Below are 11,621 nucleotides of genomic sequence, written 5' to 3'. Positions count from 1 at the left end.
TCGAACGACCGTTCACAATTTGAATTCCGGCTGCGCGCCGCTTCCGCGCCACCGCTTCCGCGCCACCGTTTCCGTGCCGCCGGAAATCCGGCCCCGCCGGAGATTCACCCAGCCCGCATCGACCGCCCATGACCGCCGTTCCCGCCTCGCCCCAGGGGTTCGCCCAGTCCGCTCCCGCCGCGTCCGGCATCCCCCACACGCGCGGCACGCCCGGCATGCCCGCGGCCGCGCTCGATCCGCAGGTGGCGGCGCTGCTGGACCTGATCCGGCGCGTCAAGCGGCCCGGCATCCACGAGCTCGACCCGATCGACGCCAAGACCGCCTACGAGAAGAGCGCGCCCATCATGGACATCGCGCCGACGCCGGTGCACAGCGTGGAAAACCTGACGGTGGCGGCGCGCGACGGCTACGAGATCCCGCTGCGCCTGTACGCGCCGCGCGCGGCAAGCTGGGTCGAGCCGCTGCCGCTGCTGCTGTACTTCCACGGCGGCGGCTTCACCGTGGGCAGCGTCAATTCGCACGACCCGCTGTGCCGCCTGCTGTGCGCGCGGGGCGACTGCATGGTGCTGTCGGTGGACTACCGGCTCGGGCCGGTATGGCAGTTTCCCTACGCCGCCAACGATGCGTTCGACGTCATGCAGTGGATCTTCCACGAGGCCGCCCACCTCGGCGCGGACCCGGCCCGCATCGCGCTCGGCGGCGACAGCGCGGGCGGCACGCTCGCCGCCGCCTGCGCCGTGCACGCGCGCGACGCGGGGCTGGCGCCGGTGCTGCAGATGCTGATCTACCCCGGCACCTGCGCGCGCCAGGACACGCCTTCGCACCGCGCGCTGGCCGAGGGCTACCTGCTGACCGCGCCGATGATCCAGTGGTTTTTCTCGCAGTACCTCGACAGCGAGGCCAGCCGCGACGACTGGCGCTTCGCCCCGCTCGACGGCGGTGGCCACGGCGCCGACGTGCGCGGCTGCTGCCCGGCCTGGATCGCCGTGGCCGGCTACGACCCGCTGCACGACGAGGGCGTGGCCTACGCGGCCAAGCTGCGCGCCGCCGGCGTGCCCGCCGCGCTGGCCGACTACCCCGGCATGATCCACGATTTCTTCAAGCTGGGGCGTTTCGTCCCGGCCGTGGCGGCCGCCCACGCGGACGCCGTCGCCGCCTTGCGCGCCGCCTTCGGCAGCGGTTGAGCGCGGCCGCCGGCCGACACCGGCAGCCGGATCGAAGCGGTCGCAGAACCACCGATTCATGGCTTTATCCCAATGCGCCGCGGGCGTTCCGCCCGCGGCGGTAGTCGTAGCAACAGTAGAAACAGGAGACACAGACTCATGCAACGCCGCCAATTCCTCGCCCAAGCGGGCGTGTTCGCCGCTACCGTGGCAACCCTCGGCCTGGCCAGCGCGCCGGTCCAGGCGCAGGCGGACAATTTCCCGCAGCGGCCGGTGCGCCTCATCATCGGCTATACCGCGGGCGGCTCGACCGACCTGCCGTTCCGCGTGCTGGCGGAAAACGCCTCCAAGATCCTCGGCCAGCCCGTCATCATCGAGAACAAGCCCGGCGCGGGCGGCGTGCTGCCGGCCCAGCTGATGCAGTCGACCCAGCCCGATGGCTACACGCTGGCGCAGGTGGCCATGCCGGTCTACCGCCTGCCGTACACCACCAAGATCAACTGGGACCCGGTCAAGGACCTGAGCTACGTGATCAACCTGGCCGGCTATTCGTTCGGCCTGGTGGTGCCGGTGGATTCGCCGATCAAGACCATGCAGGACTACATGGCCTACGCGCGCGCCAACCCGGGCAAGCTGACCTACGGCTCGCCGGGTTCGATGACCACGCTGCACCTGACGATGGAAGAGCTGGCCATGAAGCAGAACGTGCAGTTCTCGCATATCCCGTACAAGGGCAACTCGGAATCGATGCAGGCGCTGCTGGGCGGCCACGTGATGTCGGTGGCCGACACGCCGGCGTGGGCGCCCTACGTGGAGTCCGGCAAGCTGCGCCTGCTGTCGACCTGGGGCGAGAAGCGCTCGGCGCGCTTCCCCAACGTGCCCACGCTCAAGGAACTCGGCTACGGCATCGTGCAGACTTCGCCGTTTGGCATCGTGGCGCCCAAGGGCACCGACCCGAAGATCGTCAAGAAGCTGCATGATGCCTTCAAGAAAGCGATGGAAATGCCGAACTACCGCGAGTCGCTCGCCAAGTTCGACATGGAGCCGTACTACATGAGCAGCGAGCAATACGCCCACTTCGCCGCCGACACGGTGAAGAAGGAAAAGGCCATCATCGACAAGCTGGGCCTGAACAAGCCGCAGTGAGGCGCGGGCGGGCTTCGGCCCGCCGCATCCGCCGCACTCGCCGCGGACATGCGCGCGGCGCCGGTCCCGCCAGGGCCGGCGCCGTTTTTCCATTCAGCAGGAGCTTTTTTTTCATGGCCAAGGAACAATTCCGCCACAGCATGCCGCTGCGCGTGCGCTGGGCCGAGGTCGATCCGCAGTCGATCGTCTTCAACGCGCACTACCTGACCTATTGCGACATCTGCGTGACCGAATACTGGCGCGCGGTGGGCATCCGCTATCCCGAGGACGTGCTGCACGCGCATGGCGTGGACATCTTCGTGGTCAAGTCCACGCTGGAGTATCACGCCTCGGCGCGCTTCGACGACGTGCTGGACATCCGCGGCCGGATCGCCCGCATGGGGCGCTCCAGCATGCTGTTCCGCGTGGAGATGTACCGCGGCGACGAGCACCTGATCACCGGCGAGATCGTCTACGTGTGCGCCGGTCCCGAGAGCCGCAAGTCGACGCCCGTGCCGGGCGCGGTGCGCGAGAAGATCCTGGCCTACGAGGTGGTGACGCCGGAGGGCTGATCCGGCGTGCCACGCCTTTTCCACGGCGCGATCCCGGCGTCCTCGATATAGCCGCGGATCACGGCCTCGAAGCCGTCGTCGCCGGCGAAGCCCAGCGCCAGCGCGCGCTGCGTGTTCCACGCCGCCGGCCACGTGCCGACGATGTTCTCGATGCGCGCGTCGCGCTCCCAGGTGACGCGGTCGGCGACGAAATCGCCGGCCACCTCGCGCAGCGCCGCCACCATCTGCCGCGGCGTGACCGACAGCCCCGGCAGGTTGACCGCGCGGCGCTCGCCGAAGGCCTCGCCGTCGAGCTCCATGCCGCGCACCAGCGCCGCGATGGCGCCGCGCGGCGACAGCAGCCACAGCGGCGTGTCCGGCGCCACCGGGCAGTTGGCCGCCTCGCCGGCGAGCGGCTCGCGGATGATGCCGCTGGCGAACGACGAGGCCGCCGCGTTGGGCTTGCCCGGGCGCACGCTGATGGTGGGCAGGCGCAGCACGCGCCCGTCGACGAAGCCGCGCCGGCTGTAGTCGGACAGCAGCAGCTCGCCGATGGCCTTCTGCGCGCCGTAGGACGACTGCGGGTTGAGCGCGGTGTCGTCCTGCACCAGCGCGGGCAGGGTGCCGCCGTACACCGCCACCGAACTGGTGAACACCACGCGCGGCCGGTGGCCGAGCGCGCGGCAGGTTTCCAGCAGCGCGCGCGCCGCGTCGAGGTTGACGCGCATGCCGAGCGCGAAGTCCGCCTCGGCCTGGCCGCTCACCACGGCCGCGAGATGGAACACGGCGCCGGTGCGCGCGTCGATGGCCCGCGCCAGCACGGCGGGATCGGACAGGTCGCCGGTGACCACGCGCACGCGCGCGTCGCCGAGCGGCGGCGGGGCCGCCACGTCGAGCAGCGTCAGGCCTTCGATGGCGACCGGCTGGCCGCCGATGTCGAGGGTGCCGCGCGCGAGCAGCAGGCGGGCGAGCCGCAGGCCGAGAAAGCCGGCGCCGCCGGTAATCAGTACGTGCATCGTTGTCCTCCGTCAGCGCCGCCCGGCGGCGGCATGCGTTGTGCCGGGAATCAGCCCTCGAGATACGGCCTGACCCAGCCCAGCCCGGCCGTGGTGCCGGCGCGCGGGCGGTATTCGCAGCCGATCCAGCCGTCGTAGCCGAGGCCGTCGATCACGTCGAACAGGTAGGGATAGTTGAGTTCGCCCAGGTCAGGCTCGTGCCGCTCGGGCACGCCGGCGATCTGGATGTGGCCGATGCCGGCCATGTCGCGCTTGAGCTTGACGGCGAGGTCGCCCTCCACGATCTGGCAGTGGTAGCAGTCGAACTGCACCTTGAGGTTGGCCGCGCCGACCTCCTTGCAGATGGCCTGGCCGTCGTCCTGGCGGTTGAGGAAATAGCCCGGCATGTCGCGGCCGTTGATCGGCTCGATCAGCACGGTCACGCCCTGCGCGGCGGCCGCGCGCGCGGCATGGGCCAGGTTTTCCAGGTAGCAGGCGCGGTGGCGCGCGCGGTCGGCGCCGGCCGGCACCATGCCGGCCATCACGTGGATGCGGTCGTTGCCGATCACCGCGGCGTATTCCAGCGCGCGCGCGATCGTGTCGCGGAACTCGGCCTCGCGCCCGGGCAGCGCGGCCATGCCGCGCTCGCCGGCGCGCCAGTCGCCGGGCGGCGCGTTGAACAGCGCCTGCGCGAGGCCGCTGGCGTCGAGGCGCGCGCGGATCTCGGCGGCGGGATGCTCGTAGGGGAACAGGAATTCCACCGCCTTGAAGCCGTCGGCCGCGGCGGCGGCGAAGCGGTCCAGGAAGGCGTGCTCGGTGTACATCATCGAGAGATTGGCGGCAAAGCGCGGCATGCGGTGCTCCAGGAAAGATGCGGTTGTGGCCGGGCCGCCGTGCCCGGCCGCGCGCGCGCGGGGGGCGCCGGGCGGCGCAGCGCATACGGTGCCACAAAGCGCGCCGGCCTGCCCGCCGGAACGCGAGGCGGCCGGCGCGGGCTACCAGCGCGCCTTGAAGGTGTCGCGCAGTTCCGCCAGCGCGTGTTCGTCGAGCGGCTCGGGCTTGTTCCCGGGCATCAGCCAGAGCCGGGCGGTCTCTTCCAGTTCCTCCAGCGCGAACGCGGCGCGCGAGACGGTGGACTCCCACACCACCGGCCCCAGGCGCGCCAGCAGCACGCCGCGCACCTCGGCGGCCAGCCCGGCCACGCGCGCGGCCACGGCGGGATCGCCGGGGCGGTGGTAGGGAATCAGCGGGATGTGCCCGACCTTCATCACGTAGTAGGGCGTGATCGGCGGCAGCACGTCGTCGGGGCGCCACGCGCCCGCCAGGCTCAGCGCCACCAGGTGGGTGGAATGCGTGTGGATCACGCCGTGCGCCTGCGGGTTGTTGTCGTAGATGGCGCGGTGCAGGGTCAGCGTCTTGGACGGCTTGTCGCCCGCCACCCACGCGCCGGCGCCGTCCACCTTGGCGATGGCCGCCGGGTCCAGCATGCCGAGGCAGGCGTCGGTCGGCGTGATCAGCCAGCCGTCGTCGAGCCGCGCGCTGATGTTGCCGGCGCTGCCCACGGTATAGCCGCGCTGGTAGAGGCTGGCGCCGATGCGGCAGATCTCCTCGCGCAGGGTCGCTTCGCGGCTCATGCCTCGCCTCCCAGGCGGCGCAGCGCCTCGTCGAAGAAATCCGGGCCGCCGAAGTTGCCGGACTTGAGCGCCAGCGCCAGCGGCTGCGCCTCCAGCGTGACGGTGGCCGGCACGCCCGGCGCGATCTGCGCGCCGATGCGCAGCGCCTGCACGCCGAGCGCCTGCACCACCGCGCCGGAGGTCTCGCCGCCGGCCACCACGAAGCGGCGCGTGCCGCGCGCCTTCGCCGCCGCGGCGATGTCGGCCAGCGCCTGCTCGACCAGATGGCCGGCCCGCTCCACGCCCAGCGCCGCCTGCGCGGCCTTGACCTGCTCGGGCGAGGTGGTGGCGTAGACCAGCACCGGCTCGGCGTGCGCGGCGATCAGCGTCAGCGCCTGCTCGACCAGCGGCGCGCCTTCGGCCAGCGCCAGCGGATCGAGGCGCAGGGCGGGGCGCTGGTTCGCCAGCCACTGCGCGACCTGGGCGTTGGTCGCCTTCGACGCGCTGCCGGCCAGCACCAGCGCCGGGCCGGTCACGGGCGCCACGTTGTCCGCGTCGGCGCGCTCGGGCAGCAGGCCGGCGCGGCGGAAGTTGGCCGGCAGGCCCAGCGCCAGGCCGGAGCCGCCGGTCAGCAGCGGCAGCGCGGCACAGGCCTCGCCCAGCGTGTGCAGGTCGGCATCGCTGACCGCATCGGCGATGGCCATGCGCACGCCGTCGCCGCGCAGGGCGCCGATGGCGTGCTGCACGGCGACGCTGCCGCGCGCCACCGTGTCGTGGCGCAGCAGGCCCACTTTGCCCTTGCTCTGGCGCTGCAATACGCGCACCAGGTTGGCATCGTGCATCGGCGTGAGCGGGTGGTTCTCCATGCCCGACTCGCTGAGCAGCGCGTCGCCCACGAACAGGTGGCCGCGGAAGATGGTGCGGCCGTTCTCGGGGAAGGCCGGGCAGGCGATGGTGAAATCGCTGCCGAGCGCCGCCAGCAGCGCCTCCGCCACCGGGCCGATATTGCCCGCGTCGGTGGAGTCGAAGGTGGAGCAGTACTTGAAGAAGAACTGGCGGCAGCCCTGCGCCTGCAGCCAGCGCAGCGCGTCGAGCGATTGCGCGATGGCGTCGGCGGCGGGAATGGTGCGCGACTTCAGCGCCACCACCAGCGCGTCGGCCTGTTCCACGCCGGGCAGCGCGGCGCCGGCGGGCACGCCGATGGTCTGCACGGTGCGCATGCCGTTGCGCACCAGCGTGTTGGCGAGATCGGTGGCGCCGGTGGAATCGTCTGCGATGCAGCCGAGCAGGGCGCGCGGGGATTGGACGGATACGGTCATCTTGCTGTTTTTACTCCGACTTGCGTTGCGGCAGGCCGATGCCGGGGAATATCTTGATCACGGCGGAGTCGTCCTCCCCGCCATGCCCGGCGCTCGACGCCATCATGAACATCTGGTGCGCCGCGGCCGACAGCGGCAGCGGGAACTTGCTGGCACGCGCGGTATCGAGCACCAGCCCGAGATCCTTGACGAAGATGTCCACCGCGGACAGCGGCGTGTAGTCGCCGGCCAGGATATGCGGCACGCGGTTCTCGAACATCCACGAGTTGCCCGCGCTGTGGGTGATGACCTCGTACAGCGCTGCGGCGTCCACGCCTTCGCGCAGGCCCAGCGCCATCGCCTCGGCCGCCGCGGCGATATGCACGCCGGCCAGCAACTGGTTGATGATCTTGACCTTGGAGCCCGCGCCATGCGCGTCGCCCAGCCGGTAGACCTTGCCCGCCATCGCCGCCAGCACGTCCTCGGCCAGCGCGTAGGCCTCGGCCGGGCCGGAAGTCATCATGGTCATCTCGCCGCTGGCCGCGCGCGCCGCGCCGCCGGATACCGGCGCGTCCAGCAGCAGGATGCCGTGCCCGGCGAGGCGCTGGCCCAGCGCCTCGGCAAAGCTGGGCGGCACCGTGGCGCTGGCGATCACCAGCGTGCCGGGCCGCATCGCGGCGGCCGCGCCATCCGCGCCGAACAGCACGGCCTCGGTCTGCGCGGCGTTGACCACCAGCGTCACCACCACGTCGCACAGCCGGCCCAGCTCGGCCGGGCTGGCGCAGGGCGTGCCGCCCGCGTCGGCAAAGCGTTGCAGTACCTCGGCACGCAGGTCGCAGGCATGCACCTTGAAGCCGGCGCGCAGCAGGCTGCGCGCGACGCCGTTGCCCATCGCGCCAAGGCCGATGACGCCGATCGATTGACTCATGGAAACTCCTGCGAAAAAAGGCGGGATCAGTTGGACGGCCCGCGCGCGGTCTCGTCGGGACCGGGCTGGCTGCCCTGCGACAGGCGCCGCGCCGCGTTGTACATATGCGTCTGCGCCGCGTTGCGCGCGGCCAGCGCGTCGCCGGCGCGGATCGCCGCGACGATGGACTGGTGCTCCTCGCGTACCTGCCGCGAGAAATCCGCGCGGCGCGCCTCGTTGGTCCGCGTCACGCGCGTGGCGGTTTCCAGGTACTGGCTCAGGAACGCCAGCGTCTTGAGGAAATACGGGTTGCCGGTGGCCCCGGCAATGGCCCGGTGAAAGGCCACGTCGGCCGCCACGCCGTCGCCGCCCGCGGCTTCCTCCGCGTCGATGCGCGCCAGCGCCGCGTCGATCGCCGCCATGCTCGCGTCGGTGCGGCAACGCGCGGCCTGCGCCGCCACCTCGGCCTCGATCGCGCGGCGCAGCTCGACGATCTGCAGCACCGATTCCAGCGTGGCCGTATCGGTGTAGTCGATACGCAGCGGCCGGATGCCGGCCTGCTCGGTGACGAACACGCCGCTGCCCTGGCGCGATTCCACCACCCCCTCATGCCGCAGCCGCGCGATGGCCTCGCGGATCACGGTGCGGCTCACGCCGAATTCCTCCGACAGCACCGCCTCGGTCGGCAGCTTGTCGCCGCGGGCGAAGGCGCCGTCGTTGATCTTCTCCAGCAATTGTTCTGCGACGGTATCGGTCAGCGCGCGGGCGGGGACTTTCTGGAACACGGAGGGGCCAAGTGGTTTGGTGATATGGTCATCATACAAATTTTGTGGCGAGGATGGTGATCGGGGATTACCCGGAGCCGCCAGAGATTGACGGCCAGCGGATGGCTGGGGAAATTTCCCGGCGCGCCCGACCGACCCGCCGTCTCTTCCGTCCCGGTCAGGGCCGCCCGCCATGCCGCCGCCCCCTCCCGGCGGTATCATGGCGACCGCCCCGCCGGGCTTTCTCCGGGGCGCCTTTTTCCTGCACTGCTCACGACACATCATGACCATCTCCATCCGCCTCGTCCCCTGGTCCGAAGCGCGCGAAACCGCGCGCGCCATCCGTTACGCCGTCTTCGTCGAGGAGCAGGGCGTGCCGGTGGAGATGGAGTGGGACGAATGGGACGAGCCGAGCTGGCACGCGCTGGCGCTGGCCGAGGACGGCACCGCGCTGGCCACCGGCCGCCTGCTGCCCGACGGCCATATCGGGCGCATGGCGGTGCTCAAGCGGGCGCGCGGCACCGGCGTGGGCGCCAGGGTGCTGGCGGCGCTGATGGACAAGGCGGCCGAGCTTGGTTATGCCGAGCTGGTGCTGAGCGCGCAGAGCCATGCGGCGCCGTTTTATGCGCGCGTGGGCTTCGCGCCGGTCGGCGAGCCGTTCGAGGAAGTCGGCATTCCGCACGTGGAGATGCGCAAGTCGCTGCGCTGAGCGGCACTGAGCAACACTGAGCGGCGGCGCTACGCGCGCGCGAACAGCGGCCTGGCCAGCAGCCGTGCCGCTCGGTCGTCGGCATGGAACCGGGCAGCTTCGCGCGCGCTGCCGCCGCGGTTGGCGGAAGCGGCCCGAGGAAGCGGTATCATCGCCGTCTTCTTTTTTCCGCCGCGTCATTCCCGACCTTGCGGCGGCCCCTGACCGCGCTTCACACCATGCCAGAGAACCGTTCCCGCCTGCTCCGGGCGCTTGCCGACGCCATCCCCGCCATCGACCCCGCCGCCGCGCCGGCCGGTGATCCGCCGGCCGGGGCCGCGCTGCTGCCGGCCTGGCTCGTGCCCTGGCTGGCCGGGAATTGCCTGGTGGCGGTGGACTGGCGCGAATTCAGCACGCACGGCGCCGGCGCCGTGGCGGGGCTGGCCGTGCTGCGCGCGGCGCGCGTGTCCAGCCTCGAGGTGGACGGCCTCTACGACGAGGACGGCATCCCGCTCGGCGGCGACGACGATGATTTCGACATGGAGCCCGCGGCGCTCTACCTGGCGCACCTCAACCGCGAACTGGCGCCGCACGGCATGCAGTTGCTGGAACTCGGGCGCGGCGATCCCGCCTGGCTGCTGGCCGTGCGCAACGACCCGGCCGCGATCCGCGCGCTCGGCGCGGCGCTGCAGCCCTGGGGGCTGCAGGCGCGGCAATACTGAACGGAAGGAAGCGGGCGCCGGCGCGGCGCCCCGGGCTCAGGGTCTCAGGGTCTCAGGGTCTCAGGGCGCGGGCACCTGCCCGGCGTCGCGCGACACGCGCAGGCGGCCGCGGTAGGAGACTTCGCCGGTGCGGCCGTTGGCATCGAAGCTGCGCTCGCTCAGCTCGAAGCGGCCGTCGTGGCGTACCCGCAGCACGGTGCTGGCGCGCGTGCCGTAGCTGGGCGAGCGGATGAAGGCGGACGAGAGCAGCCGTTCCCATTCGGGCGTGACGCCGGTGCGGGGCAGCTCGAAGTCCAGCGCCTGGCGCGTGTCGGCCAGCAGGTCGAAGTAGGGTTCGGCGCTGGCGCCGGTCTGGCCGGTGTCGGCCGCCAGCGTCTCGGCCAGCGCGCCGACGCGGCTGACCACCTTGGGCCAGGGCGTGTCGAGCAGGGCGTTGGACAAGCCGTACAGGCCGGCCTTGAGCCGCTGCGGCTGCGCCGCCGCGCCGCGGCTGCCGCGGTTGCTGTACCACCACAGCTCGCGCAGGTCGCAGGTCAGCAGGTTGAAGCCGTTGTAGACGCCGGCGCGCGGCGCCAGCCCGGCCAGGTAGGCGTGCGGGTCGCTGTCGCCGCGCAGGAAGCCGGCCACCAGTTCGCCGCGCGAGCGGGCATCGGTGCGCTTCTCGGACGGCGCGCGGTAATTGGTCAGGGCGGCGAAGCGGCCGTCGCCGGCCAGGCCCATCCAGGTGCCCGGCTCGCCGATCACTTCCGCCATGTCGCGGCCGGCCAGCACCTGCGGGGCGTCTTCCCACCAGTGCACCGGCGCCGCGGGGCGGGCGTAGAACTCGTCGCGGTTGCCGGCCACCACCAGGGCGTAGTCAGGGTGAGACTGCCAGGCGACCAGAATCAGGCACATAGTGCTTCCTTTACTGCATTTGCTGCATTCACTTCGTTCACTGCCTGTCCGTTCGCGGCCTGGTGCCGCGAGGCCGGTTCAGAGGGGGGCTCAAAGCTGGTCCAGGTCGACGAAGCGCTCGCTCTGGCGCTCGCCGCCGAGGAAACGCTGCAGGCCGCTTTGCCGCCACAGCCCGTCGAGCAGGATGTCGAAGGCGGGCGGCACGTCGGCGTAGGCTTCCATCCAGGTCTGCATGCCGTTGCGCGTCTCCGGCCTGCGTAAGAGCGTACCACCAATTCCGCCCGCTTCGGCAACGGTCTCCATCCAGCGGTGCCAGTGCGGCAACGCCTCTTCGGCCAGGGTTTCCGGCACGCGGAAATAGACGTAGAGGTGATCGCTCATATGGTCCTGCCTGTGTCTTGCGGCGCGCCGGCGCTCAGGCGGCCTCGCCGACCGGCACCGCGTAGGGCAGCTCGCCCGGGCGCACCGGGCTGCCGGTGGCGCTGCCCAGGTGCAGCGCGCCGACGGCGGCGTCGATCTTCAGTTCGGCCAGGCCGTCCCAGCCGCCCTGCGGCGCGGCGGCGGCGTTGACCACCATGCCGCACGGCTGCGCGGGGTCCTCGGGGCGGAAGATCTCGGTGGCGGCGGCCGGCGCTTCGCCCTCGCCGTGGATCAGCCACATGCGGCGCTTGAGCGTGCCGCGGTACTGGCTGCGCGCGACGATTTCCTGGCCCGGGTAGCAGCCCTTGCGGAAGCTCACGCCGCCGACCAGCTCCAGGTTGATCATCTGCGGCACGAACTGTTCCTGCGTGGCCGCGGCGATGCGCGGCACGCCGGAGCGCACTTCCAGCCAGTCCCACACGGCGCTGTCGGCCGGCGCCAGCGTGGCCGCCAGCGCGGCCTGCCGGTCCGCGGCCTGCTC

General features: G+C 71.7%; 14 protein-coding genes. 5 read left to right on the top strand and 9 right to left on the bottom strand.

The annotated features are described in order from the left end of the window. Positions 1-128: 128 nt before the first annotated feature. The 3 genes from K206_RS0106435 to K206_RS0106425 all read left to right on the top strand — a co-directional run bounded on the left by K206_RS0106435 (position 129) and on the right by K206_RS0106425 (position 2,860). Complete coding sequence (locus K206_RS0106435) at positions 129-1,184, top strand: alpha/beta hydrolase (protein ID WP_020201590.1); 1,056 nt, start codon at positions 129-131, stop codon at positions 1,182-1,184. Positions 1,185-1,322: 138 nt separating this feature from the next. After that, a complete protein-coding gene (locus K206_RS0106430) occupies positions 1,323-2,309 on the top strand; it encodes a tripartite tricarboxylate transporter substrate binding protein (RefSeq protein ID WP_020201589.1) in 987 nt (328 codons plus the stop codon). 113 nt (positions 2,310-2,422) lie between these two features. Beyond that, a complete protein-coding gene (locus K206_RS0106425; RefSeq protein ID WP_020201588.1) occupies positions 2,423-2,860 on the top strand; it encodes a YbgC/FadM family acyl-CoA thioesterase in 438 nt (145 codons plus the stop codon). On the opposite strand, the gene denD is transcribed toward K206_RS0106425, so the two are convergent. From denD to K206_RS0106395, 6 genes are all read right to left on the bottom strand, one after another. Next, positions 2,833-3,855, bottom strand: coding sequence for a D-erythronate dehydrogenase (denD, locus tag K206_RS0106420; protein WP_020201587.1), 1,023 nt, complete (start codon positions 3,853-3,855; stop codon positions 2,833-2,835). The two genes, K206_RS0106425 and denD, sit on opposite strands and share 28 nt — an antisense overlap. Positions 3,856-3,905: 50 nt before the next feature. Continuing rightward, entirely contained in the window at positions 3,906-4,688 is a 783-nt protein-coding gene (gene otnI / locus K206_RS0106415; protein WP_020201586.1) for a 2-oxo-tetronate isomerase, read from the bottom strand. Between the two features lie 141 nt (positions 4,689-4,829). Continuing rightward, the gene (locus K206_RS0106410; protein WP_020201585.1) at positions 4,830-5,468 is read right to left on the bottom strand and encodes an aldolase; all 639 of its coding nucleotides are present in this window, start codon (positions 5,466-5,468) and stop codon (positions 4,830-4,832) included. Beyond that, a complete protein-coding gene (otnK, locus tag K206_RS0106405) occupies positions 5,465-6,766 on the bottom strand; it encodes a 3-oxo-tetronate kinase (protein ID WP_020201584.1) in 1,302 nt (433 codons plus the stop codon). The genes K206_RS0106410 and otnK overlap by 4 nt, the downstream gene beginning before the upstream one ends. Positions 6,767-6,776: 10 nt before the next feature. Further along, the gene (gene ltnD, locus K206_RS0106400) at positions 6,777-7,673 is read right to left on the bottom strand and encodes an L-threonate dehydrogenase (RefSeq protein WP_020201583.1); all 897 of its coding nucleotides are present in this window, start codon (positions 7,671-7,673) and stop codon (positions 6,777-6,779) included. Between the two features lie 26 nt (positions 7,674-7,699). Next, positions 7,700-8,437, bottom strand: coding sequence for a FadR/GntR family transcriptional regulator (locus K206_RS0106395; RefSeq protein WP_029043299.1), 738 nt, complete (start codon positions 8,435-8,437; stop codon positions 7,700-7,702). A 262-nt stretch (positions 8,438-8,699) separates the two neighbouring features. On the opposite strand from K206_RS0106395, the gene K206_RS0106390 reads away from it, so the two are divergent. Together K206_RS0106390 and K206_RS0106385 are read left to right on the top strand one after the other, a co-directional pair. After that, positions 8,700-9,125, top strand: a complete 426-nt coding sequence (locus K206_RS0106390; RefSeq protein ID WP_020201581.1) for a GNAT family N-acetyltransferase — start codon at positions 8,700-8,702, stop codon at positions 9,123-9,125. Between the two features lie 218 nt (positions 9,126-9,343). Then, positions 9,344-9,826, top strand: a complete 483-nt coding sequence (locus K206_RS0106385) for a hypothetical protein (RefSeq protein WP_020201580.1) — start codon at positions 9,344-9,346, stop codon at positions 9,824-9,826. A gap of 60 nt (positions 9,827-9,886) precedes the next feature. Here K206_RS0106385 and K206_RS0106380 read toward each other — a convergent pair whose 3' ends face one another. From K206_RS0106380 to K206_RS0106370, 3 genes are all read right to left on the bottom strand, one after another. Continuing rightward, a complete protein-coding gene (locus tag K206_RS0106380) occupies positions 9,887-10,720 on the bottom strand; it encodes an NRDE family protein (RefSeq protein ID WP_020201579.1) in 834 nt (277 codons plus the stop codon). A gap of 90 nt (positions 10,721-10,810) precedes the next feature. Then, entirely contained in the window at positions 10,811-11,101 is a 291-nt protein-coding gene (locus K206_RS0106375) for a DUF4936 family protein (protein ID WP_020201578.1), read from the bottom strand. A 34-nt stretch (positions 11,102-11,135) separates the two neighbouring features. After that, positions 11,136-11,621: hypothetical protein (locus tag K206_RS0106370; RefSeq protein WP_020201577.1), on the bottom strand; the 486-nt coding region annotated here is incomplete at its 5' end.

The sequence above is a fragment of the Cupriavidus sp. WS genome (assembly GCF_000395345.1).
Taxonomy (GTDB): Bacteria; Pseudomonadota; Gammaproteobacteria; order Burkholderiales; family Burkholderiaceae; genus Cupriavidus; species Cupriavidus basilensis_B.
The sequence above is the reverse complement of the archived record's forward strand: the minus strand, read 5'-3'. Positions and strand labels throughout refer to the sequence as shown.